The organism is Streptomyces sp. NBC_00299 (assembly GCF_036173045.1).
Lineage (GTDB): Bacteria > Actinomycetota > Actinomycetes > Streptomycetales > Streptomycetaceae > Streptomyces > Streptomyces machairae.
The window spans coordinates 9,483,829-9,507,903 of sequence record NZ_CP108039.1; the positions used below are offsets into that span (position 1 = coordinate 9,483,829).

Annotated in this window: 16 protein-coding genes and 2 pseudogenes; 12 read left to right on the top strand and 6 right to left on the bottom strand. The window is 70.2% G+C overall.

Annotation, left to right across the window (positions count from 1 at the left end; genetic code table 11):
- Positions 1-163 precede the first annotated feature (163 nt).
- The 3 genes and pseudogenes from OHT51_RS43450 to OHT51_RS42200 form a co-directional block, all read right to left on the bottom strand.
- Positions 164-625: pseudogene (locus tag OHT51_RS43450) on the bottom strand (DNA glycosylase AlkZ-like family protein); the annotation flags it as partial.
- Positions 586-879 carry a hypothetical protein gene (locus OHT51_RS42195; protein WP_328884180.1) on the bottom strand — a complete coding sequence of 98 codons (294 nt, stop codon included), beginning with the start codon at positions 877-879 and terminating at the stop codon, positions 586-588. The pseudogene OHT51_RS43450 and the gene OHT51_RS42195, both read right to left, overlap by 40 nt.
- 7 nt (positions 880-886) lie before the next feature.
- Positions 887-1,606, bottom strand: coding sequence for an NADPH-dependent F420 reductase (locus OHT51_RS42200; RefSeq protein ID WP_328884181.1), 720 nt, complete (start codon positions 1,604-1,606; stop codon positions 887-889).
- A gap of 101 nt (positions 1,607-1,707) precedes the next feature.
- On the opposite strand from OHT51_RS42200, the gene OHT51_RS42205 reads away from it, so the two are divergent.
- Positions 1,708-2,694, top strand: a complete 987-nt coding sequence (locus OHT51_RS42205) for a helix-turn-helix transcriptional regulator (protein WP_328884182.1) — start codon at positions 1,708-1,710, stop codon at positions 2,692-2,694.
- A 183-nt stretch (positions 2,695-2,877) separates the two neighbouring features.
- On the top strand, positions 2,878-3,975 hold the full coding sequence (locus tag OHT51_RS42210; RefSeq protein ID WP_328884183.1) for a barstar family protein: 1,098 nt from the start codon (positions 2,878-2,880) through the stop codon (positions 3,973-3,975).
- Positions 3,976-4,059: 84 nt separating this feature from the next.
- On the opposite strand, the gene OHT51_RS42215 is transcribed toward OHT51_RS42210, so the two are convergent.
- On the bottom strand, positions 4,060-4,257 hold the full coding sequence (locus tag OHT51_RS42215; RefSeq protein WP_328884184.1) for a hypothetical protein: 198 nt from the start codon (positions 4,255-4,257) through the stop codon (positions 4,060-4,062).
- A 548-nt stretch (positions 4,258-4,805) separates the two neighbouring features.
- Between OHT51_RS42215 and OHT51_RS42220 the strand changes: the two genes are divergently transcribed.
- Positions 4,806-5,936, top strand: coding sequence for a winged helix DNA-binding domain-containing protein (locus OHT51_RS42220; RefSeq protein WP_328884185.1), 1,131 nt, complete (start codon positions 4,806-4,808; stop codon positions 5,934-5,936).
- Positions 5,937-6,200: 264 nt separating this feature from the next.
- Here OHT51_RS42220 and OHT51_RS42225 read toward each other — a convergent pair whose 3' ends face one another.
- Positions 6,201-6,443 carry a hypothetical protein gene (locus tag OHT51_RS42225; protein WP_328884186.1) on the bottom strand — a complete coding sequence of 81 codons (243 nt, stop codon included), beginning with the start codon at positions 6,441-6,443 and terminating at the stop codon, positions 6,201-6,203.
- 1,659 nt (positions 6,444-8,102) lie between these two features.
- Here OHT51_RS42225 and OHT51_RS42230 point away from each other — a divergent pair.
- The 9 genes and pseudogenes from OHT51_RS42230 (at position 8,103) to OHT51_RS42270 (ending at position 19,975) form a co-directional block, all read left to right on the top strand.
- Positions 8,103-8,627, top strand: a complete 525-nt coding sequence (locus tag OHT51_RS42230; protein WP_328884187.1) for a hypothetical protein — start codon at positions 8,103-8,105, stop codon at positions 8,625-8,627.
- Between the two features lie 1,337 nt (positions 8,628-9,964).
- Positions 9,965-10,426 carry a hypothetical protein gene (locus OHT51_RS42235; RefSeq protein ID WP_328884188.1) on the top strand — a complete coding sequence of 154 codons (462 nt, stop codon included), beginning with the start codon at positions 9,965-9,967 and terminating at the stop codon, positions 10,424-10,426.
- A 522-nt stretch (positions 10,427-10,948) separates the two neighbouring features.
- The gene (locus OHT51_RS42240; RefSeq protein WP_328884189.1) at positions 10,949-11,089 is read left to right on the top strand and encodes a hypothetical protein; all 141 of its coding nucleotides are present in this window, start codon (positions 10,949-10,951) and stop codon (positions 11,087-11,089) included.
- A 953-nt stretch (positions 11,090-12,042) separates the two neighbouring features.
- A pseudogene (locus tag OHT51_RS42245) lies at positions 12,043-12,144 on the top strand (transposase); the annotation flags it as partial.
- Positions 12,145-12,424: 280 nt separating this feature from the next.
- Positions 12,425-13,690: an ATP-binding protein gene (locus tag OHT51_RS42250; protein WP_328876791.1), complete on the top strand. Its 1,266-nt coding sequence runs from the start codon at positions 12,425-12,427 to the stop codon at positions 13,688-13,690.
- A 191-nt stretch (positions 13,691-13,881) separates the two neighbouring features.
- The gene (locus OHT51_RS42255; RefSeq protein ID WP_443052681.1) at positions 13,882-15,570 is read left to right on the top strand and encodes a Mu transposase C-terminal domain-containing protein; all 1,689 of its coding nucleotides are present in this window, start codon (positions 13,882-13,884) and stop codon (positions 15,568-15,570) included.
- Positions 15,567-16,310 (top strand): ATP-binding protein, encoded by a 744-nt coding sequence (locus tag OHT51_RS42260; RefSeq protein WP_328876789.1) that lies wholly within the window; start codon positions 15,567-15,569, stop codon positions 16,308-16,310. The genes OHT51_RS42255 and OHT51_RS42260 overlap by 4 nt, the downstream gene beginning before the upstream one ends.
- 2,514 nt (positions 16,311-18,824) lie before the next feature.
- Positions 18,825-19,214 carry a hypothetical protein gene (locus OHT51_RS42265; protein ID WP_328884190.1) on the top strand — a complete coding sequence of 130 codons (390 nt, stop codon included), beginning with the start codon at positions 18,825-18,827 and terminating at the stop codon, positions 19,212-19,214.
- A gap of 71 nt (positions 19,215-19,285) precedes the next feature.
- Positions 19,286-19,975: a hypothetical protein gene (locus tag OHT51_RS42270; protein WP_328876788.1), complete on the top strand. Its 690-nt coding sequence runs from the start codon at positions 19,286-19,288 to the stop codon at positions 19,973-19,975.
- A gap of 276 nt (positions 19,976-20,251) precedes the next feature.
- Here OHT51_RS42270 and OHT51_RS42275 read toward each other — a convergent pair whose 3' ends face one another.
- Positions 20,252-22,933, bottom strand: a complete 2,682-nt coding sequence (locus OHT51_RS42275) for a DEAD/DEAH box helicase (protein ID WP_328884191.1) — start codon at positions 22,931-22,933, stop codon at positions 20,252-20,254.
- Between the last annotated feature and the right edge of the window lie 1,142 nt (positions 22,934-24,075).

The window sequence follows — 24,075 nt, forward strand, 5'->3', positions numbered from 1 at the left end:
TGCCACGAGCGCGGCTGCCGCTGGCACCCCCGCCACCGGGGCTGCGACGGCCCCATCCGCCTCCTCCTCGCATCCGAGCGCGGCGGACGACTCTGGCGGGTCGCCGACACCTGCGGAGCCTGCGCCGCCGCAACGGCCCGGGCCGCCATTTGCGGTCTTGGGCCGTCGCCGGCCCGAAGGCCGCGAGGTAGTACCGGGCCAGGTCGGCCCGCGTTTGTGTGACCGGTACGGACGGCAGTGGTTCGGCCAGGGTCCAGCGGAACTGCGCGGAGGTCCACGAACCGGCCGGCCGGGCCCGGCGGATCAGGCCCTCGGCCGCGAGCACGCCCAGCACGGTCGCGCTGATCCGCTGCCGGGCCTCGTACGGCTTGCCCGGGAAGGTCACCAGCTGCTTGCGCAGTGCGGGCACGTCGGCGGCCAGCTGGGCGGCGGTCGTCTGGCCGTGCGCTGTCAGCGCGGCGAGTGCGTCCCGTTCCGCGGCGGCGTAGTACTGCGGGTCCCAGCCGAGGGCCTGCTCCAGCTTGTCCGTGGCCTCGGCCCGCAGGGGCAGGGTGTCGGCGGCCGTGGCGGACCGTACGGCGGGGGTCAGGTCGGCCGGGACGACAACATGGTGCGGCGCATGCACCGGATGCGCTCAAGCAGGGGCGTGCCGGTGCCGGACGTCGTCCCGTAGGGAGTCCGGTCGATGGCGTCGGCCGTGGGGGCGTGCATCCGGGCGGCTGCGGAGAGGAAGACGGTCGCCGGGTCGGTGGCGTGCAGGCCGATGAGGGCGCGGGCCACCTCGTGTGCGGTGTCCACGCGCTCGGCGGGGGCGAGTGGCTGTCGGTGGACCAGGCGGGCGCGGCGCTGGTCGGCGGTGGTGCGGAGCAGGAGGGTCATGGCGGGCTCAGCGCACCACCTTGATGCCGAAGTGGCCGCCGAACTGCTGGCCGAGGCCGAAGCCGATGGCGGAGTGCATGTGGGCGTACATCTCCAGGCCGCGGGCGCCGACCAGCGCGCCGACGTCGAGGATGTCGATCCAGCCGTAGGCCTTGAGGAGGTCGGTGACCTGCTGCTTGGCGTCGGCGTGGTCGCCGGCCACGAACATGGTGTGGTCGCCGCCGCCGATCGCCTTCGGGTCGACCACGGTGGTCTGCTCCTGGGTGACGAAGCTCTTGACGACCTTGGTGGCGGGCAGGGCCCGCTGGATCTGCTCGCCGAGGCTGTCGGTGTCGCACGGGTCCAGCTTGGGCATGACGCCCCACGGGGTGGGCCAGGGGTGCTCGGTCTCGTGCTGGTAGACGAACGGCACCGCGTAGTCGACGACGGTCTTGCCGGCGAGCTGCTCGGCGACTGCGGACAGGGCGCCAACTGCGTTGTGGCCGTCGATGCCGTTGATGACGAGACTGTCCGCGGCGGCCGCCGCGTCGCCGAAGGTCAACAGGGTGATGCCGGGGTGGCTGGCGAGCCACTGGCCGTAGGGGATGTTGCCCATCATGTCGGGCTCGGTGCGGGCGAGGGTGGCCTCGGGGGCGCGGGTGCCGACGAAGACCTGGTGGCCGAGGTCAAGGAGCTTGGCCGCGTGGGCGCGGGCGCCGCCGCCGGTACCGAGAACTGCGATCTTCACGATAGATATCCCGTTTGTCCTGATGTGGTCGGGTTGGGCAGGTCCACCGTAGAGTCCTTTCAGGACAGGAGGTGTCCTTTGACTCGGTCACAGTGGAGGTCATGACCAGCGAGATGACAGGCAGGGCGCTGCGACTGCTGTCGCTGCTCCAGACCCGCCGGGAGTGGTCCGGCGCGGACCTCGCCGAACGGCTGGAGGTGACCGTCCGCACGGTCCGCCGGGACATCGACCGGCTCCGCGACCTGGGCTATCCGGTCGACAGCGCCCGCGGGCACGCCGGCGGCTACCGGCTCGCCGCCGGCACCGACCTGCCGCCGCTCCTGCTGGACGACGAGGAGGCCGTGGCCATCGCCGTAGCCCTGCGAACCGCGGCGGGCGGCCTGAGCGGCATCGAGGAGACGGCCGTGCGGGCCCTGGCCAAGCTGGAGCAGGTACTGCCCCGCCGGCTGCGCGGCCGGGTCTCGGCGCTCCAGGCCGCCGCCTCGGGAATCGCCTGGGAGACCGCAGGCCCGCGCGCTGCCCCCGAACTCCTCGCCCTGCTGGCGGTGGCATGCCGTGACCACGAGGTGCTGACCTTCGACTACGCGACGAGGGCGGGGACGGCGGCCACCCGCCGGGTCGAACCACAGCACCTGGTCGCCTCCGGCAACGTCTGGTACCTGCTGGCCCATGACACCGACCGCAACGACTGGCGCATCTTCCGCCTGGACCGCATCACACACCCCACGCCGACGGGCCGCCGCCTGCCGCCCCGCCCCCTACCGGGCGACAGCACCCCCGCGGACTTCGTGGCCGCCCGCCTCGCCTCGGCCCCCACCCGCTACCGGGCCGTCGCCACCGTCCAGGCCACCGCGGAGCAGGTCCACGCCCGGACTCACGGCCTCGGCACCCGCGTACGCCCCGTCGACAACACCACCTGCCGGGTCGACGCCTCGGACGACTCCCTTGCCCGCATCGCCCAAACCCTGGCCATACTCCCGCCCGCGTACACCCTGGACGCGGACGACGCGGTCCTGGCACACCTGCGGACTGCGGCCCAGCACCTTGTCCGGGCCACCTCAGGGAACAGTGATTTCTGTGGCGACTAACCCCCTACCAAGAGGAGAGTGAGCGTGTAGTGGGCGAAACGGGCCAACTACGGCACTCAGCCACACCCGGGTGACTTCTCGAGATAGCTGACATCGAGTCGTTCCGACTGACACCGACACGTGCGACGTCAGTCAGGAACGACCCCTGCGGCCCTGGCCTCGTCGTCCGAACGCGGTCGCGGCATGATTTCCGCTGTGCATGAAGACGAGAAGGAGCGCGGGATCACGCCCTACGCACTGACCGAGACGGAGCACGGCCATGTCTGGGGCGTCTGCGCCGAGGTGGAGGGGCTGTTCGGAGAATCCCAGCGCGGGACGTACGAGCTGTTCGGCTGGGTTCCGGAGGGATCCGGCGTGCCCGCTTGGGCCGGCAGCAGGGTGTGGCTGGTGCCGCAGGACGAGGCGTTCGATGCCTGGCTGCTGGAGGACGCGGAGAGTTTGGGGCAGCCCCCCGGGACGGACAGTCTGGTGCTCACCGGCCTGGACGACTACGAAGGTCCGCCCGAGAGGTACAGGGGTCGCGTTCGCGTACACGACGGGCATCGCTGGCTGGGCTCCTGCCGGGAATTCACCTGCATCCTGTCGCCCGACCAGATGCCTGCACCAATTGTTCTGCGAGGGCTCGCGCAGAGTGATCAGCTCAGGGCGGCATTGACGAAGGGCACCCGGCGGGCGCTGGATCTGGAGGAGGCCGCGCTGGAAATACGGGACGGCCGAGGCGAGCTGCTCACTGATCGGGTGCTGTGGGCCACGGTCAGCGCCTGGCGCCCATCCTCCTGCGGAGCGGACCTGATTGACCTTGAGCTCGACGGAGGTCGCTTCACACCGGTCCCCGAATATGCTCGGCCGATCTGGGAGCGGTGGCTCGCTGGACCACCGGCCGCCGTGAACACCTGGGCTGGCCTCGACACCCGCCGCCGCGGGGCCTGGCATGACCTTGTGCGCGAGCGGGCCTGCCGACGATCCCACCGTGACCGGCCAGCCGGCCACGCCTACGAACTCGACGGCCGGTACATCACCGACGAACCAGCTCTCTATCTGGCGCTCGGCGAGGCGGTCAACGGACCCGGCGGCTACTTCGGCGGCTGCCTCGCCGCCCTCGACGATTGCCTGCGCGGCACCTTCGGCTACACCGCCCCCGCCGCCTTGCTCTGGCGAGACGCCGCGACCGCGCGCGGGCACCTGTCCCACGCCCTCACACCGGACGGCCAGCCCCACGACCTCTTCACCGCAGTCCTTGAAAGCCTGGCCGAGGGTGGCATGGACGTCACCTTGGCATGAGCCGCTGCCCGATCGGTGCCTTCGACCCGGCGGGGCTCGCGCGTGCGCCCCCGACCCCATGCGGGCGCACGCGTTGAGTTTCGCCTAGTTGATCACGAAGGGAATCAGGGCCACCTCCACGTCCCACGGCGTCGGCGAGGGAGACCTCAGCACGAAGCTGTACTGGCGACCGTCGTGGTCGGGAACGGCGGCGGAGACACAGCGCGGGTGATTGGCCAGCAACTGAGTGGCCTTCTCCACGATTGGCGCCGGCTGGGCCGCATAGATGAACAGTGGAAGCACCGCGTAACGGTCGTAGTGGGTCAGGTAGCGGAACAGCTGGTCGATGGCGTCGGTGAACTACGAGGCGCCCTTCCAGATTTTGCACTCGTCGACGGCGGAGAACTGCCCGGCAGCATCGGCGAGAGGCGTGGTACGCCGTGCGGCCGGCCGGGGCACAGCCGTCGCCGGCCCGGGGCGGCGCACTGCTTCTGCATGGCCTGGTGGTGCGCGAGGGGGGTGGTGGCCCGTACCGGGTGGCCCTGCCCGTGACGGATGGTCCGTTGGCCGCGCGCCGCTTCGCGGATCTCGGTGTTTTCGTGGCCGTGGCTTGCTCGGCGAGTAGACCCGGGCACGTCGTGGGCTCGTCCGGCGTGAGCATCGCGGCATCACGGCAGAACGCGCGGGCGACGGCAATCCGCTGCAACCGCCTGCCTGCCAGGCAGTCCGGTGCCGTTCTGAGGCACGGTATTTCGGGCCCTGACGGACCTCCTTGACGGGTGGGGATTGCTGTCGCCGAAGCGGGGGCGGGGCTGTGGCTGGTGCGGGGCGGGACGGTAGTCTGCCGGGTTGTGATCACCGCGCGTGGACTCAACCGGGCGACCCTCAGCCGTCAGCTGCTGCTGGAGCGTGAGCCGTTGACCGTGGTCGACGCGGTGCGGCGTGTGGTCGCGCTCCAGGCGCAGCACCCGGCCTCGCCGTATCTGGCGCTGTGGAACCGCATCAAAGGTTTTGCTCCGGCCGAACTCGATGCCGCCTTCACCGGGCGTGCGGTGGTCAAGGCGACCCTGATGCGGATCACCCTGCACGCCGTGCATGCCGGGGACTACCCGGTATTGCGCGCCGCGATGCAGCCCACTCTGTACGCTTCTCGGCTCGGTTTCCGCTTCGCCGGTGCGGGGCTGACTCCGGCGGACGCCGACGAACTGGTGCCGCAGCTGCTGGCTTTCGCCTGCCGGCCGCGGACTTCGGCACAGATGCAGGCGTGGGTCGGGGAGCGGCTCGGTGCCGGGAGGAAGGACGGGGCGTGGTGGGGGCTGAAGGCTTACGCGCCGCTGCACCATGCCCCGACAGGCGGGCCGTGGTCATTCGGCCTGCGGCCGTCGTTCGTCGCGGCGGGTACCGGGACGGTCCCTGCGGGGCGGGCGGTGGATCCGCAGGCGCTGCAGAGGCTGATTCTGCGCTATCTGGAAGGTTTCGGGCCCGCGTCGGTGGCCGACGTGGCGCAGTTCGCCATGGTGCAGCGGGCACCCGTCCGCCAGGCGCTGGCCGCTCTGGACGGCGCCATCGAGCAGATCCAGGGGCCGGGCGGCAGCACGCTGTTCGACCTGCCGGGCGCCTCCCGGCCGCCCGCGGACACGCCCGCCCCGCCCCGGCTCATGGCGATGTGGGACAGCGTCCTGCTTGCCTACGACGACCGCAGCCGGGTGATACCCCCGGCCTACCGTCCCCTGGTGATCCGCAGGAACGGAGACGTACTGCCCGCATTGCTGGTGGATGGCTATGTCGCCGGTGTGTGGCGTCCGGTGGAGGGCGGCATCGAGGCCACGGCTTTCCACTCCCTGTCGCCCGCCACCTGGGACGGACTGGCCGCGCAGGCCCAGTCCCTGAGGGCGCTCCTCGGCGAGCGTGAGGCGGAGGTCTACAGCCGCTACCACCACTGGTGGGCGAAGCTCCCGCAGACCGAGGTGCGGATGCTGTGACCGGCTGATGTGCCGCTCGGACTCGAGCGGTGCCGCTCAAGGTCTCTCGGCACAGACCTGGCGCCTCTGCGCAGGACGGCGCGGCGCTGCGCGAGGGTGGCCGGCGCCACTTTGCCTGCTTCGCGCCGGCTGGTGAGGAGTGAAGTGCTTCGCCAGTGACAGCTGTGGTGCCTGGGTCACGGCAACTCGCAGGTCGACGCGCCCCCCCGGGGGGGGCAACTGCGGTGCGCCGGCACACCCGTGCAGGGTGCTCGGCACCTGCGTTCAGGTGTCATGCCGACGATCCGGCTCGCCATTGCTCGGGGAGGATCTCTGATGTTCACCGCCGTCGTTGCCGGCCCGGGCACGGTCGCCGGTTCGCTCCTGGCCGGCGTACTTCGGCACGGCGGCCGGGGAGCCGGCGGCCGTGCCGAAGCCGCGTTCCTGCGCAGCCGCGAGGGCCTGGCGGGGCGTCGCGGAATTGGCCGCGGCGCCGGCCGGCCACGGCCGCGCGGTGTGGGTGCGCAAGGACGTGCGCCTGCGTGGTGAGGACGTGCGCCTGAGTGGTGAGGACTGCACCGAGGCCCGGGGCTGAGAGCCGCCGCACCCACTCGGCCGTTCCTCTGCTGCGGGTTCAGCTGCTCGTGCCCGGCGTCGCACCACCTCCCTGGCCGGCCGCCGCGAGAACGCCATCGCCAGGCGGACGACCGGTCACCTCACCGGGCCGCCGTCTGCCCCGCAGCCTGACGTTGTCGCAACACCGGAGCTCTGTGGCCGGGGGACGCGTTCGCCCTCCGCTCAGCGCAAGGCCGACGTAGCCGGCCATCGCCGGGCCTGTGGGGGAGCGGGCGGGACCTTGTTCGGGCGCGAGTCCGGCGGCGCGGCGGATGGTTTCTGCTTGGCGGGCCCTGTTGGAATCGGCCCCCGGCGGTCACCGGTCGTCGGTTTGTTGCCGAGTTCCTCAGGCTGCCTGCCGGGCCGGCATCGCCTGCACCTGCACCTGCGTCTGCGCCTGCGACTGGAGCTGGGGGCTGGATGCATGAGCACCGCGCCGGCGCCTGCTGTGGTGTGCCGGCTCCCGCAGCAGTACCGGTGGCCGCTCCTGTGTCGGGCGAAGACGGCGGTGGGCGCCGACGCCGCCAACTCCACACCGCCACGACCGGTATCACGGGTGGCAGCGGTATCACGGGTGGCAGCGGTGGCAGTGGTGGCAGTGGTGGCGCGGTGGCTGGGGTGGCTGGGGGGCAGCGGTGGCTTGGGTGGCTTGGGTGAGAGTGGCGGCGGCAGCGCGGGCGGCGCCGTCCTGAGGGCTGGCTGCGGGTGGAGCGAGGAGGGGTGGGGCCGCCGCCACGGCTGGGGCTGGGTGAGCACGGCCTCGGCTGGGAGCCGATGACGGGCGCGCAGGCCACCGCCGGCTTGGGACCCTGCGGTGAGACCGGTGAGGGCGGCATGCCTGGATTCAGTCCTGTGCCGGGGACGGCCAAGGGGCCCGCGGCACAGGAACAGCCGCGGCGGCGCCCACGGCGTCTCCGTGCCGGGGCATGTGTCGTGCGCCGGGCCGCTCCTGGGCCAGGGCTGGGTTCGGGGTTTCGACAGCGCGGATTGTCGGGCCTGGGGTGATGGCACCCCGCTCCGGTGGTGGCTGCGGGTTCTGACTTGTCGTCGGCTGCCTGGGATGTCATGGTCCTGGTCTCTGGCAGCTCCCCTTGCGTGGCTGCGGCGACTGCGACTGCGACTGCGACTGCGATTGCGACTGGACTGCGCGCGATCTGACCTTCCCGCGGCGGCTTCGGCAAGTCTGTCCGCGGCGGCTGTGTGTGCCCGCTACAGTTCCTGCTGTGAGGCGCTGATCAGGGCAGATCCCGATGTCCGAAGGTGGCGTCTTAGTCGTCGTGCGGCGCGTTGTCAATGCCCGACACGCGCGCAGAAGTGTGACGGGGTGTCAGTCAGGTCACCCGTATGGCCCCATGGTGCGGCCAAGTCGCTTCTGCTTCCACTTTTTTGATGGTCCGTCACATGTGCCGTTCCGGGTTCTTGAACGCCCGATCGGCCCCTTTGCGGTGTCTGTCATGGATTTCTGAAGTGGCGACAGTTTTCGGCGTGAGTAGGTTCTTTCGTAGGCGGCCGGGTCGGCTGGCATCCCTGAGAGATGGAGAAAACGAAATGCCTGCGAGAGGGAGAACCGGAATGCGTACGCGTACCGTGGTCGGGATCGCATTGTCGGTGGGCATCACCGTCGTCGCTGCAACCACCGTGAATTATGCGTCGGCTTCGAATTCCGTACCGGAGTCCGCCGCGTCGGTGCAGGAGGCCGCTGCCTCCTTGCCTCAGGGAGGGGACGTGGGCGGGAACGGCCAGACGGGAGGGAACGGGCAGACGGGCCACGACGGGCGGTCGGATCACGGCGACTGGAGGGACGACGACGACCGCGAACGGGTCTATGTCAACGAGCGGACGTATTCCGTCGAGGGAGGCGAGTGCATCGCTGTGATCAGTAGTCCGGCGACCAGTTTCAACGTCCGGAACGAAACTGACAAGAGGATCGAATTCTTCACCGGAATTACCTGCGACAACGGTGCCGCAATTGCGACTATCGGGCGCGGGGACTCCAGCAGCGCAATCCCCGGAACGGTCGTTTTCGACGGCAGCGTGGTGCCGTTCGCGCTCGTCGGCAGCTTCCGGGCCGTCGACAGGAAGCACGACCACCACTGACCCCCACGCCGGCCCAGCGGCAGCGACAACCCGGCCCGCCCGGCAGACGGGCCCCGGCCCGCCGCCTTTAAGCCGGGTCCTGACTGTCGGGCCGCGGTACGGCGGTAGACGCCCTCCCTTCCCTCTCACCCCGGCCGTCTGCTCACGGGTCGAGAGGGGACTGCCGGCCTCCTGTCCCGAGGCGATACGGACAGGGCAGGTGACTGTGGCGGCAGCGTTGGGAACCAGTCCTGGATCAGGGACAGCCGGGACGCCCGCGGCGGCGAGTGTGCAGCCGCGCCCGCGCGCAGGGCACCCCCCACGACAGGGTGCACGCGATGCGCTGATCCGTTCCCAGTGACACGACCGACTCGATCCAGAGCAGCAGAAGTCACCCACGATGGGCCCGGACCGCTCGGTCCGGGCCCATCGTGCGCTTGGTCAGGTCCCGACGCCGCGGGGCCTGGTGGCGAGCGTGACCGGTGACGTCCATGTCGCACCGCAGGTCGAACGACTGGTGGCTCAGTCGTTCACTGCGGAGCCCTGCCCGCCTACCCTGTGCGCTGAGCCGGGGGAGTGCCTTGTTCGCCCGAGCACGTTGGCAAGGGGTACGTGCTACGGCCGGGGGCCGGCTTCGAGGGGCAGCGGCGGTCGTGTTCGCGGTGGCGCCGTTCGCCGGCGCCGACCAGACCGCGACGGTTTCCTGCTGCGGTGGTACGGGCGGCTTCCCCAAGGGCGCTCACGTTGGCTCGACGTTGTGGGAGGGCACGTCAGCTCGCTGGCGGGCCCTCCCATTCGCGCGGAGCGGTGACCGGGCGGAAGCCGGCCGGCCCTCGATCCGCAGCCCCCCCAGCAGGGCCTGGGACCCTGACATCTGTCAGGGTCCTTCTCCGCCCGCGCCTTTCTAGTCTTGCGCGTACGACGCCCCTGTCGTCCCGGTCGCGAGGAGCGCCATGGATCCGGGCACCCGAATGGTGCGAGCCGCATACCAGGAGAGGCGGATTGCCGGCCGCCCTGTTCACCGCAGAGGAAGCTTGCCGGGCGTGTCGCCGGACACGTGGCCGGCCCTTCACCGCTAACGGTTCAACCCATGTGGGGTGCTGCCGGCAGCAGGGCGCACCGAGCGTGGGCGGCAACCCGTCACGGGGGTACGGGTGCTCACCGCGGGCCGCGACGGCGACCGTCCGGCCGGTTACCGCACCGACCCCCCAGCGGGATCGGCAACGTCCCGGACTGCTGACAGGCCACCGTCCGCTGCGGCCCACAGCCGCCCGCCCGGCCGCCCGGAGAGGGCGCTCGTCAGGAGCGGCAGGACCGGGATCAGGTTGTCCCTTTGTCCCTTCGATTAAGGAGTTGTGATGCGCAAAGCAGTTCTCGGCGTGTTGATGGCGCTGGCGGCGGTGTTCGCGATGGCACCGCTTGCCGACGCCGCTCACATGCAGACCGCGGCCGCCACCGTCCCTGCGGGGGCCGCCGACACCGTGACGTCCGGCCCCCGGCCCGCGGTCGCAGGCAAGAGCGAAGGCGATGTCTCCATCAAGCGCGCCTTTTCCACCTGGGCCACGAACGTGAACGTACGCCACAACAACGCCAGCCTCACCACCTGCGGCATGTCGCCATCCACGGCCAACTGCCCGAACATCCGGGGGCAGGTGAACCCGGGCGTCTCCTTCGAGGTCTGGTGCCAGAAGATCGGCAGCCAGACCGTGGGCGGCAACCCGTACTGGGTCTACATCATCACACCCAACTTCGATGGCTGGATGGCCAGTTACTACATCGACTACCCCGACAACGTGCTCCCGGACACCCGGTCCTGCTAGCGGCCGCCGGACCGCGACCACGAGCAATTCCCGCACGGCAAACCTCAAGGGTCGTTGCAGCACCGCGGAGAATTGATCAGTCCACGAGCAGCTCGGACAGACGCTCGGCTGGGTCTTTCCAGCCGAGCGTTTCACGTCGGCGGCCGGATCGTTGAGCACTCGCTGTGCCCCGGGCCCCAGGTGACGGCGCATCAACTGCACGCCCGCACCCGCACGCAGTGAGGCTACCTGCCCCCGGGACAGAGGCCCGGCCGGCCTGACCCGTCCTCGCACCACAGAAGGAGCCCGGTCCCCACGCTCAGCAGGGACCGGGCTCCGGCCCGCCGGCCACACGACAGCCGGCCCCGACGGCGGGCGGATCGACCGCTTCATGGATGAGGACTCGGCGCGAGTGTTGCAGCCGTCGGCCGGGCCGTCACCCGTGTCCCATGGCGGAACATGTTCCGGTCGCATCCATCGCGGGAATCCGGTGGCCACGGGCAGACGGGCGACGGCTTCGGTCAAGGGCCAAGTCTCGGCAGCGTGAGCGGGGACGGAGACCGCGACGGGAACGGCGAAAGCGACGGCTGCAAGGCCGCGCAGGACAGCTTTGACCATGCGCCGTTGATAGCCGCCCTGAATGAAGGCGTGATCAGCGATTTCCCCGAGGCACCGCCCGTGTGAATGGAAAGGCCATATCGGAGAAACGAAACGCCATGCCGCCCGAAGACGCCGGGCCTGACTGCGCGTACCACCTGCCAGGCGAGGAGTACGGCGCACTCCTTGAGCCCGGTGAGCACAGAGCCGGGGGCAAGGCCACACGACCGCTGACGCGCCCGGGCCGGCCGCTCGTGCCAGCCCGATCCCATCACATGGGCAACGCCAGAAATCTTCCTGCTCCGCTGCCCGGCGCTGCAGCGGAGCGGCAGCGCAACCAAACAACGCAAGCCGCAGGAGGGAGCGCAACACACCGCGCGGGACGGAACGGAGCCGTGGCCCTGCCGACTACAGCAAGCCGATCACGGCTGTGTCCTCCCAGCCCGACGCCCTCCTCGAAGTAGCCCTCCATGACCGCACTGCGGGGCACTCAGCTGCCCTGCCCGGCCGTGGCGGAGCGGCCGCTACCGGCGCGCTTGGAGCTGGTGGCGCCGCCGGGGCGGTGGAGTGGCCGATGAGCCCAAAACTCAGCTCGGCCCACTTGCCCAGCCGGATGATGACGTCGCTGATGCTCTCGGGGCCGAGTCCGCCATGACGGCGTGCCACCGGGGTGCAGCGGCTTGCACGCAGCAGTACGCCGCCGGCACCGCGGTCGTGGCGCGGGAGAACGACCGCCACATGACCGGCCGGTTCACCCCGTCTGACAGAGCTCCGCGTACGCCCGGATGTATCTCCAGGCGCGCACCGTTCCGACGAGGGAGGAACAGATGCGCGGATTCCTCCTCGCCTGCGAGGAACTGACTGCGCGGCAACCAGAGTGGAAGGCGGCGTACGAGAAGTCCTCCCCGGCGTCGGCCCAAGCCGAGAACCGCGCGGACTGAGTCCATGGAGCTGCGCACCCATCGCGGCTCTGAAGTGCCGCAAGCCCGTCAGGAAGGAGGCTGGAAAGCAGCCCAGACACTCGGGTACAGGCGGCGGCAGACTACGCCCCCCTGCTGGATGCCGCACACCAGCAGCGCGGCGGCGGTCCCGTCGTTTTGGTGTGGGACAACTTGAACACCCACGTCACGCAGCAGGGAAGGTGTGATTGGGCGTTGGGGTGGCAGTGGTGGGCGTCAGTGGGTTGGTGATGTGGGTGTCCTGGTAGGGGGTGTGGGGTGGGGTTGTGGTCGCTGTCATGGGGTGACTAAGCGGCTGTTGTGGTGTGGCTAGCAGGTTGGTTGCTGGCTGTCATGGGTTTCGTTGTTCCTGTGTGAGGGGTTGGCGGGGTTGGGTGGGCTGGGCCGTGTGACGGTTCAGGGGGTTTCGGCGGGTGAGCTCCGGGCGGGGTCGGCTGGGGTTGTGTCGGCGGGGGGTGTGCCGTTGGCGCGGGGTGTGGTGGTGCGGCGGCTTCTTGCGGTGGATGGGGAGGGGACGCTGTCGCGGTTGCATGTGCGGATTGCGGCGGAGCTGGCGGGGGTGTCGGAGCGGACGGTGTGGCGGTGGCTGGCCGATGGGCGTCGGGGGCATGTCGAGGCGCGGCCGCGGCAGGATGGGTTTTCGCTGAGTGACGCTTTGTGGGAGGTCCTCGCTCAGGCGGGCGGGAATGTCGCGGAGTTGCGGCGCAGGATGCTCCGGGCCCAGGAAGAGGGGGCGTTGGAGGGGTGGGGTGCGCGGTGTGTGCCCTCGCTGCCGACGCTGCACCGGGTGATCAAGCGGGATCTGGGGGCGGGCCGGGTTCTTGAAGTTGCTCGTTCGGCAGGGGCTCGGGTGGGGCTGGAGCCGAGCCGGTATGAGCGGGCGCTGGCGGATTTGGGGCTCGTGGACGGGGCGGGTGGTCCGCTTGTTGTCGATGGGCCGTCCGCCGATGTGCCGGTGCCGGAGGATGCTGCGGATGCGGGGGTGCGGGGCGGCGGTGTGCGGTTGTATGTGCCGGGGGCCCGGCTGGTGTCGACGCGGCAGGTGGCCGCTGTGGCGGAGGCTGTGGGGCATACGGTCGCGGCCCGCGGGATGTGCTGTGTGTACGGGGATACGGGCCTGGGGAAGACGGTCGCTGTCGAGCAGGCGTTGCATCTTCTGCCCGGCCGGGTGCCGGTGTGGCGGGTGGTGGCCGGCGTGGCGCCCGGTCTGCCGCAGTTGCGGGCCTCGCTGTGTGAAGGGCTCGGGCTGCCGTCGGGGGCGCTGCCGCACCGGGCCGGGCCGGCCAGCCAGGCTCTGACGCGGGCACTGGCTGAGCCGGGTGTGCTGTTTCTCGATGACGCCCAGCGGCTGACGCCGCCATTGCTGGATTATCTGCGGCAGTTGTGGGACGCGCCGGGCTGTGCGGCGGCGCTGGTGCTGTGTGGGGCTGGAAGCGAGCGTGCCCTGGCGCGTGCTTCGGCGCTGCGCTCGCGCGTGCTGACCTGGCACAAGGTCGGCCGGCTTGAGCCGTCTCAAGTACCGCAGACGCTGACCCTGTTCCATCCCGTGTGGGCGCAGGCGAGCCCGGAGGACCTTGCGCGGGCGGATGAGCAGATGGCGCGCGGCAATTTCCGCACGTGGGCGAAGATCACGTCGCATGTCTACGCAGCCCGCGAGCGTGGCCCCGCAAGGCGTGTGGACCGGGAGTTGATCGAGCAGGCCTGCGCGCGTCTTGGCCCCTACCCGTGACGGTCCGCGTTGCTCGGAGGGCTCGTGTGCGGGGGGCCTTCACCTGTTTTGACGGAGTGAGCGAAGACGGGCTTCACGGAAAGCGGATGAGAACGAAGGGGCATGGCGTGGACGGGCAGCGGTTGGCGCCGCCGGAGGATCCGGCCGGTGTTTTGGGGGAGGAGTCGCTGACGGCGTTGCGGGCGCCGGCGGTGCGTCGTCTGCTGGCGCTGCGCGCCGAGCGGCGGCTGTCGCGGGAGCATGTGCGCCTGGCCGGGGAGTGCCTGGGGGTGTCGGAGCGGACGGTGTGGCGGTGGTTGGCTGAGGCCTCCCGGTCGCCCCGGGCCGCGATCCGCCCCGGGGAACGCAGCGGTGACCGGTTCGAGGTCACCAGGGAGATCCGGGTGCTGCTGGCGTACTGGCACGGCAACGCTTCAGCGGTCCACCGCCAGTTGGTGGCCCGGGCCCGGACCGGCGGCCGTGAAGAGCAGCCGACGGCGGCGTCTGACTCCGCGGCTTCTCCCGCGGGCGCCCCGCCGGCTGCGGTGCCGTTGCTGGACCCGGTGCCGTCGTTGTCGACGTTCCTGCGCGCGGTGCGTCGTGATCTCACCGCGGGGGAGCGGGCCGGTCTTGCGACGGGACCGGATGCGGCCCGCGCGCATGACGTCTTCGGCAAGCGTCCGGCTTCTTGGCGCAATCATGTGTGGGAGGCCGATCATGTCCAGGCACCGCTGCTGGTCGATGCCGACGGTGACCTGGTGCGCCCGTGGGTGACCTGGTTCATCGACACCGCTACCAAAGTCATCACCGGCACCGCGGTCACCCCTGGCGTTCCTTCCCGTGCCTCCGTGCTGGCCGCGCTGCGCGCCGCTGTGCTGCGTGAGGAGCCCTACGGCCCCGCGGGAGGGACACCGGAGCAGGTGCGGGTGGACCGGGGCAAGGACTTCCTGTCGACCACCGTCACCACCGCGTTCGGCACGATGGGCGTGACGGTGAAGGATCTTCCCGCTTACAGCCCCTATCTCAAGGGCACGGTGGAAAACCTCAACAGAGCGGTTGACCGGATGCTGTTCGCGGCCCTGCCCGGCTACAGCCTCACCCTCACCAAGCCCCGCTCCGGCCGGCGTAAAGGCGCGGGCCGCAGGCCGGAGACTTCCGGTGCCATGTCGTTTCAGGACTTCACCGCGCAGGTGCTGGCCTGGACCCACTGGTGGAACACCGAGCACCGTCCCAAGGCGCTGTCTGGCCGTACGCCGCTTGAGGCATGGCAGGCTGATCCGACTCCCGTCACGGACGTCCCTGCCGCCGACTTGTGGACGTTCACCCTGGAGGACGACGGCCGTCCGCGGAAGCTGACCAGCCACGGTGTGCGGTGGCGCGGGCGCGCCTACATCGCCCCCTGGATGACCGGACAGGCCGGCCGTACCGTCACGGTGCGCTACATGCCACACCACGATCACGAGATCGACATCTGTGGCGCGAGCGGCGGTTATCTCGGGCCCGCGCACCTCGCGGACGCGGCCACCCCCGAACAACTCGATGCCCTGCGCACAGCCCGTGCGGAGCGTGCCCGACGTCTGCGTGCCGAGGTGAAGGCCGCCGAGACGCTGCGCCGACAGCGCTTCGCCCCGGCCACCACGGCCGGGCCGGCCCAACGGCTGGGAGCTCTCACCTCCGCTCAAGCCGGGCACGAACTGGCCGCCATCGAGCACACCGACGCCTCGAAGCTGGCGCTGCCGGACCTCATCCCGCCCGCCGCGCCACCGGCCGACTGGCGCACCCCGCCCTCCCTCGCCACCCGGACCGCGCCCGGCCGGCCTGCTCCCCTCCCCGCCGAACCGGCCGCCGACGGCCCGCCTGGCCCAACCGCACAGACCGCTGAAGACGGAGACGCCACGTGACCGCGGCCACCTACCAGTACGTCGACCTGCCCGATGCGTCCGTGGTCACCACCCGCGCCCTGCTCACCGCCCGGGAGAACATCACCGATACCGCCGCTGCCCGCGCCATGATGTGCATCCACGGCGGCGCCGGCTTCGGCAAGACCCTCGCCGTCAACACCTGCCTGCGCGCACTCGAACCCAGCGAGGACGTCCGCAAGATCACCTTCCGTGCCCGGCCCACCGCCCGCGCGGTGCGCTACGAACTGTTCACCGCGCTCGACCTGGCCGGTGAACCGCCGCGCCACCCCAGCGAATTCGACCGTCTGCTGAAAACCGCTCTGGCTGAACGCCCTCGCACCTTCCTGGTGGACGAGGCCCAGTGGCTCAACGGGGAGGCGTTCGAATACTTCCGCTATCTGTGGGACGAACCCTCAACCCAGCTCGCGATTATTTTCGTCGGCGGGGAGGGATGCCACACCGTGCTGCGCCGCGAACCGATGCTCTCCTCCCGCATCTTCATCTGGCAGCACTTCACCCGCCTCACCCCCAGCGAAGTCCTCGAGGCCATCCCCCTGTTCCACCCGGTCTGGGCCGACGCCGACCCCGACGACATCACTTTCGCCGACAGCCACGCCGCACACGGCAACTTCCGCGCCTGGGCCCAGCTGACCGCCCACACCCGCACCGCCCTGGCCCGCACCGGCCGCCCCCGCGTGGACCAGGAGCTGCTGCGCTGGGCCTTCAGCCGCCTTGCCTGACGACCACGCGAGGGTTTCCGCAGACGTGTCCGCAGGCCCTCGGTCTGGGTCTGGCGCCGGGTCCGTGAACAGTGGGGGCGGTCCCGATGGGACCGCCCCCACTGCCTTTTCCTTGCAAAAGGTGCTCTCAAGAAGGCCTTGGCCGGTTGGTTCGGCCCCGCCGCGCAATGGCCGCTGGTCTCGGCGTTTTGGTGCCCTGCTGGCTTTGTTCTGCCTGCCTCGTGGTCTGTTGTCGGCAGCGACTGGTTGTGCCGCATGCCCGGACGCAGCCGCCGCGGCGCGGCGGCTCGGCGAGAGTCGGCTGCGGGGCAGAGGGGTCTGCGAGGGGATGCGGGAGAGCGTGCCGGTATCGGGTGAAGGTATCCGAAAGTCGTGGAAGAACTGAGCCCGTGCAGCGGGCCGGTGGCCGGCCGGGAAGCGGATGGCGGGGAAAGGAAATGGTTCGCAGAGAAGGCGAGAGGCCGGTTGGGGGTGGTTGCCGGCCCAAGGGCAACAGTCGGGCGCGAAGCGGCTGTTGAGCGCATGTGGCTGTCTCTGACGCGTGTAGTCGCTTTCAATGCTGATGTGGGGGCGTTGCGGGGTGACGGCGGAGGGCACACCGGCGTCGTCACGTGACGGCAGCGGGGTCTGGTGGCGGGGTAGCAGAGGACGCCAGCTGGGGGCGCTGCCGGCATCGGCGGTGGCCGGCGGGCGCGCGAGAGAGCAGCTGCTGAGGAGTGCGGGCGAGGCGTCTTCTGGAGCCCTTGGCGGGTGCAGGCTGACGTGAGGCCCTGAGCGGTTTCTGGGCTGTGTGAGGGCGTGCGGGGCGCGGGGCTGGGCCGGCGTCGGAAACAGGCCCGGTGGGTCCTGTTTTCCGGTGCTGAGTAGCCGGCCAGGCAGGAAGTGGCGGGCAGGGGGGCGGCGTCTGAGCGTCTGGCGCTGCACGCGAGGGAGTTCGCCGGGCAAGCGGAAGCCTGCAGAGGCTTTCCTGCGGAAGAAGGCTCCGGAACAAGCTTGCTGAGGCCCTCAGTGGCCGCAAGGAGCTCTGCAACCGGCCTGTTGGCCTGAGAGTGCTCACAGGGGTGGGCGGCGCGCCAGGTCCTGCGGCAGGAGGCGTGACTGGTGCCTTGGCCCAGGTGCGTCCTGAGGGCTGGGTGCGGGCGGACGCCGGGGCGCGGCCTGTGGGGGCATTGCGGCCGGCGTGCGTGGGCGGGGTTGGCGCGCGGGGAGTCTGCTCCGCAAGGCAGGTGATGCGGCCCGTGTGGCGCAGCGGGTGCGTGCCCGGTTGTTCCTCACGGGCCTTGCCGGGGCTTGGCAGCGTGGCGCTGTGGTGCCCGGCGGGTGGCTGTCCGCGGTGGGGGCAGCCGGGGGTGGTTCAGCAGAGTGTCCGTCGGCGGCGGGACGCGGCCTTCACGGACCGGTGCGCTACGGCCGGCTGGGCCGCCTGCGGGGGCCGCTCCCTGGGTGGAGCTGCTCGGGCCATCGGCGTCGTCCTCGTCCTGGCCCGGACCAGCCGGGGGAGGGCAAGGGGCGCCGGGCGGCGCCTGTGCGGGCCAGCCGGGTGCCCGGTGAGGGGTGCGCGATGGGCAGAAGGACGCTGTGAGCGGTGGTGGCTGCCAGTACGACCACTGTCATCAGGGCGGTTGGTGTCTCCATGCCGCTGTCCTCCTTCGCCTGTCGTGTCTCGCCGGCCCGGCGCTGCGCGGGGCGGATTGCTGCTGCTGAACGGTCTTCTCAAGTCGGAGCGGCACACAGCGGGGCTGCGCACCGCGGCCGTGGCCAGGGCAATGGCCAGGTGGACGGGCGCCTGTCCGGGTCGAGTAAGGCGCCTCAGGGCGAACCTCCGGGAGCGGGCGCTCCTGGCAGTTCGTGGTCTCAAGGCTGAACTTGTCAGTGATTACTTGCAAGGTGAGACCTCAATTTTGGACAAACCCGAACGCCGTGAAAAAACGAATTCCGGAAAACGCCCTGACCTGCCGAATCTCTCATTTTCCGCGGCTCTTTTTTCATGGAAAAACCAGAAAATAAATCTCTGCTGGTGGGGGAAATGAATCCGGTCTCAATTCCTCGCCCGGACGAGTGTGACGCCTTCACGGGGAGGCAGGCAGGTGTTGACGGGATTAGGGCGCGAGAGATTCGGCGGACCGGCTTTACGCGTAGCCTACTTCCCGCATTTCGATCCACTCGAACTGGACTTTACCCCGCTTCCAGAAGCGGTAGATTAAGTGGATTTTACAGCTCCACTTACGCTCTGGCCTGCACATACTTCCGACCTCCGGTCAACCCGGATCCCCGGATCCGGGTTTTGAACGGACGTCAGGAAAAAAGCATGGGCCACGAATCCAGTGAAGATCCACATTGCTGGTGATGATCACTCGCAGCATTATTACGGACTGCTGGAAGAGGAACTTGTCGTCCTGTATACGGCCGTGCGATTCTTTTTATGCGTCGGAGGGCAACCCGGCGTGCAGCAAGAAAACGGACGGGGTTCGTCCGGGTCACCAGAGAGTAAGGCGCCTAAGGGAGGCACCGAAAATGATCACCAACTGGAGCGGGCTCCGCCCCCTTTCCCCTGCCGGGGGATGCGTTATAGACGCTCCCGCGCACACCGGTTTCGGTTTCACCGGTAACCGCATCCCCGGCATCCTCACCAAGATCGGCATCGCGGTCGGCTCCTTCGCCCTGGCCGGCGCCTCCGCGCTCGGCCTGATCCACGCCGGCGTCGACTCGACCACGGCCACGGCCGTCATCGTCGCGGCGGGCAAGACCAGCGCCGCGGCCACCGTCGCCGCCTACGCGATCGCCGACCGCCGCGCCCGTCGCCGGCGCCGGCGTGAGGCCCAGCACCCGGCCTTCACGCCGGACGAGCGCGTCCCCCCTTCCACCCAGGCCCCGGCCGGCGACCAGCCCGCAGGGGCGAACTGAGACGTGCGGCAGGCAGGCGCACCCCGCGGTGCGCCTGCCTCCCGCACTCCCGGTTCAAGGGAGGAACGACCATGGCACGTCCCAGGCGCGACCACACCAAGATCACCGGCAAGTTCGCCCGGCTCGCCAAAGAACTCGCCGCCCTGCGCCCCGAAGACCTCACCCTCAAGGAGATCAGCAAGATCACCGGGCTGTCGACGGCGACCCTGTCCCGGGCCACCGACCCCAACCGCTGCCCGTCCTGGCAGACCATGGTGGAGTACCTCACCGCCTTCGGCGAGGACCCCAACGAGTGGCGCCCCATGTGGGAGATGTACGCCAACGAGCGACAGCGCCAGGCCGCCGGCGTCCCCGTCGACCGCACCCAGCGCGCCGCATACCAGCGCCAGCGACCCACCCACGTCGTGAACCAGGCCGAATACGCCATCGCGCTGGGCGACTTGCGCCTGTGGCGGGGCAACCCCCCGTACAAGACGATGGTCTCCCGCGCACGCGAGGCCCACGTCCCCATCTCCCAGAGCACGATCTCGGAGGCCCTCAGCGGCAAGATCCTGCCCACCGAGGACGCGGTCAAGGGCATCCTCGCCGGCCTCCTCATGGACTCCAGCGACCCCGAGTACCACGAGTGGCTCGAGGCCCGCCGCGTCCTGGACGCCGGCCGCAGGCGCGAGAAGATCACCGCCAAGTCCCTGCAGCACTCCGCCACCCGGCGCGTCATCCGGCCGCGCCCCATGCGCACCGTCGTACGGCGAGAGGACTGATCCCCACCTCACTCGGACGCCGGAGGGCTCCCGCCGTATCCAGCGGCGGGAGCCCTCCGGCGTTCCCCAGCCCAAGGCCTTCCACGGCGCGGCAGACGACCGTCAGAACGAGTCGCGCAGAAAGAGCCACTTGGGGACAGGGCATCGGCTCTGACCCGTATCGCGAGAGCGGTCTTCGCCCCGAGATGAAACAGCAGGACCCCGGGCATCTGCGGCCTGGGGTCCCTGCGTGCTGTGGGAATCCGTCCGGTTCAACGGCCCGACGGCCGGACTGCGTTACGCCCACTGCATGCCCAGTTCCCGTAGTGCGGCGAGCTGGTCTGCGCTGAGCTTGTGGCGGCGGGTTTTGGTGTTGGTGACCCATACGCCGAGCTTGACGGTCACCGGTTCTGTCTCGCCGTCGAGTGTGATCTGCTCGCTGTGGCTTCTTGGTACTGGCCGGTGGGTGCCTTCTCGTTCGACCCACTGCGTGAGGGCTGTCAGGCCGCGTTGGAAGGCCTGTTGCGCTTTGCTCGGGCCCTTCGCCGTGCGACCGGCCGCGGCCGCTGGGGCTGGAGCCTCGAGGGGTGTGATGCCCAACGCAGACAGCTGCTCCTGCTGTTCCGCGGACAGCTGCGTCCAGATGGCCGGATTCTTCTGCCGTTGGAGCCACTTGCCGATGTCGTCGCCGTCCATGAGTACGCCGGGGGCGATGTCGGGCAGGTGGCCGTCGGCGTCGACGAGGTCGGCGAGTACGCGGTAGTGGCGCTGCCAGTCGAGCGGCCAGGGGCAGTCCCAGTCCGGGTCGATCTCGGTGAGCTGCGCCGCGCGCACGGCGGCTCGTTCCGGGTCCTTGCCCAGGCCGTTCTTCGCGCCTTTGCGGCGGAGGTTGGCCATGTGCTGCCCGACGGGTACCAGGCCGTCGGCTTCGCTCTCGCCCCACACCGCGTCCTGACGCGGCGCGAGGTGCCCGGTGGCCCGCCGGAACGACCGCAGCGCGGCGAGCTTGGCCTCCCATGCCTCTTCGCCCGGCTCCCAGACCATCCCGGCCTCCGACGCGTCGAGCAGTTCCTTGCGCCGGTCCTCCAGTTCCCCGGCCCGCAGCGCCTTGCGCTGTTGGTGCACCCAACGCCCGAGGGGGAAGTCCTTGGTGACGCCGACCTGGGTCTCGGTGTCGTAGGGGACGGCGTGGAGGCCGGTGATGTGGTGCTTCTTCCGCCAGCGGAGGAGGGCCTGGTAGCCCTCCAGCCACACCAGCGACTCGGGCCGGTAGACCCGGGTGCGCAGGAACGCGGCGATGGTCGCCGCGTCCCTCGGCGACGAGAAGTGCAGCAGGGCTGCTTCGGCAGCGGCGTTGGTGTCGTCCTGCTCCTGGTCCTCGCCGTCGCTTTCGCTGCCGGCCCCGACGATCTGCCCGTCTTCGTCGCGCTGGAGGTGGGCCTTGCGCTTGCCGTGGGTGAGGGCGCGGGAGGCGAGTTGCTCGACGAGGCGTTCATCGTGTGAGCGCAGGCCCTGGAGTACGGCTACGAGGGGCCGGAAGCTGGCGCTGGCGACCATGTCGGTGGGGTCCTCGCCAGGCTCCAGGAAGACCGGCACGACGATGCGCGCGATCTTGGTGGTGCCGTCTTTGTTGAGGCGGAGTGCGCGGCCGATGTTCTGGACGATTTCTACCTGGGAGCTGCGGGTGTCGGCGAAGCAGACGGCTTCCACGCCGCGCTCGCCGGTGATGTCTACGCCTTCCCCGAGCACGCGGACGCTGGCGAGGAAGGCGCGGTGGACCCGGCGTCCGGTGGCGTCGATGCCGTTGGCGAACTGGCGGAGTACCTCGCGGCGTTCGGCTACGAGGTGGTCGCCGCACAGCCACGCCGACCACACCCGGTCCGGCGGGACGTGGCGGCCGGTCTCCAGCTCGTAGAACTCCGCGTCGATCGACGACGAGGGCAGCTTGTCGGCGGCGGCCAGGTCGTCGCCTGTGGCGTCGTTGACGTAGAGCTCGGCAGCGGTCTCCGGCAACTTCTCCGCGAACGCCGCGGCCTCTTCCACCTTCTGGTGGAACGTCATCACCGTGCGGAGGTTGTGCGCGGCGGCGTGCTCCAGGAGCGCGGTCTGCAACAGGGCCAGGCGCCGGCCGCGCCGCGCCTCCTCGGACTCTCCGAGGACGGGGGAGGGGTCGCGGATCTCCAGGACGTCGATCTCGAATCCGGCGAGGATTTCGCGCTCGATCGCCTCTGAGAGTCCGAGCTCTGCGAGCCACGCGCCGTAGGTGCCGTCCGGGTCGTCGGCCATGGTCGCGATCTCCGCCTCCTGGCCGCCGGTGCCCTTCTGCGGCCGGGGCGCGGCGAGGATGCGCGGGGTGGCGGTGAGGTAGAGCCGGAAGTCGGCGGGGATGCGGGCGTTGTCGTGGATCGCTGCCCAGGGCCGCCCGAGATCGCCGGCGGTTCCGTGGGCCTCATCCACGATCGCGAGGTCGAGGCCGTCCATCTGCTGCCCGTACAGCCGCTCCCCGCCTGCCAGAGCGGCCTCCAGCGGCCCGCGGACCTTCCGTTGGCCCACAGGTGCGTCGATGTCCTCGCGGTCCACCAGGGAGGCGTACGTGGCGAACACGACCACGGGCCCGGACCCTGCCCACAGGGCGAGCTGGATCGGGTTCGTAGTGGTGCGCACCCCCAACTCGTTCAGCACGGGGTCGTTCTCCAGCGAGCACACCGCGACCATCGGGGCCCGGTGGCCCACCAGGCGCCACGCCTGGGCGGTCTGCGCGAGTAGGTCCAGGGTCGGCACGGTCACGAGGATCCGACCGCCCGGGAAGCACTCCAGCGCGCACGCGGCAGCCGTGATCGTCTTGCCTGAACCGGTCGCTGACACGATTGTGCCGCGCGCCCCCTCCGGGGGCACAGATGATCTTGCAGAGAATTTCACCCATTTCCGGAACGCTGACTTCTGGTCGACCTGGTGTTCCTTGAGCTGAATAGCTGACATTTCCGAGCCTCCCCGATGCTGAATTCTAGTGGCTTTCAGACGGCCGCGTGCGGGGTGCAGGCCGCACGCGGCGTCACTCAAAATCGACCTGCCCGCGAGATGCCATCCGACGGGTGCCCCGTCCGACTTTCCGCGCTTGAACCCCGGCGGGTCGTCCGGGGCGTGGTGCCCGGCCTCGCGCGTGCAGAAGATGACGTCCCCGCTGGACATCTCCACCGTCCGCGCCGGCCCAGACCGCCGACCTCGCCCAGCGCCTCCAGCACCCGGCGCCACGCGGTGGTGTCCGGGTGCGTGCCCGGCAGCACGGTCCCTCAGCGAACCTCTCCAGCCGTACCAGGTCCGCCCGTTCACGCTGCCGCACGCTCGCGATGTGTATGGCCAACTCAGCAGCCCCGGCCGACCTGCCGCCGCGCCGCACCCCGTCCCGATCCGCGATGCCCACCAGATCTTCGCTCACCGCCGCAACGCCTTCGTCCCACTCGTCCGCGAACAGCGCACCCCGAGAGGCCGGCGCCATCCCGTCCAGCTCGACAACCTCGCTCTGCGCCCTGGAGACCGCCCCCGGCTTCCAGCGCGGCCACCAGGTCGTCAGCCACGCTCTGGGCCAGGAGAAGGCCGAACAGCCTCAACCGGGTCTTCACGCCCGCTGTCTGGTACTCCGTCACCCGGCGTACAGAATCGCTGATCAGCGCGGGATCTGGTCCGGTAGATTCAGGACAACCGGCCATCATGGCCCTTCCTATCGGAATTGATGGAGGGATTCCGAGTGGCCGTGAGGGAGACCTATATTTCTGCCAACGGTACATGCTGTTTCAATCTGATGCACTCACTACACTCCAACCCGCACGATCGGCCCTCTCCCTCGTAGCCAGCCTGGCCCGCGCGAGCGGGCCCCAACGGTTCTGGAGGCGCAGCCGGAAGGACCGTCAGGCGAGGAGCGCAGCGGACTCGCCCCGTCAGGATGGAGCGAAGCGGAGGCCTGACAGCGGGACGAAGTCCCGCAGCTCCGGGAGCGCAGCGGACGGAGCGTCAATCCGATTGCGCAGCAATCGGATTGAGCGGAACGCGCAGCGTTCCGCCAGCGCTCCCGCGGGCGGAGCGCAACCACCGCGCGCAGCGCGGTGGTTCGCTTGCACATCGCG

Coding starts and splice junctions, on each gene's coding strand:
- OHT51_RS42195 (WP_328884180.1), bottom strand. CDS start 879: ATGACCCTCCTGCTCCGCACCACCGCCGACCAGCGCCGCGCCCGCCTG.
- OHT51_RS42205 (WP_328884182.1), top strand. CDS start 1,708: ATGACCAGCGAGATGACAGGCAGGGCGCTGCGACTGCTGTCGCTGCTC.
- OHT51_RS42210 (WP_328884183.1), top strand. CDS start 2,878: ATGATTTCCGCTGTGCATGAAGACGAGAAGGAGCGCGGGATCACGCCC.
- OHT51_RS42230 (WP_328884187.1), top strand. CDS start 8,103: ATGCGTACGCGTACCGTGGTCGGGATCGCATTGTCGGTGGGCATCACC.
- OHT51_RS42235 (WP_328884188.1), top strand. CDS start 9,965: ATGCGCAAAGCAGTTCTCGGCGTGTTGATGGCGCTGGCGGCGGTGTTC.
- OHT51_RS42265 (WP_328884190.1), top strand. CDS start 18,825: ATGATCACCAACTGGAGCGGGCTCCGCCCCCTTTCCCCTGCCGGGGGA.
- OHT51_RS42270 (WP_328876788.1), top strand. CDS start 19,286: ATGGCACGTCCCAGGCGCGACCACACCAAGATCACCGGCAAGTTCGCC.
- OHT51_RS42275 (WP_328884191.1), bottom strand. CDS start 22,933: ATGTCAGCTATTCAGCTCAAGGAACACCAGGTCGACCAGAAGTCAGCG.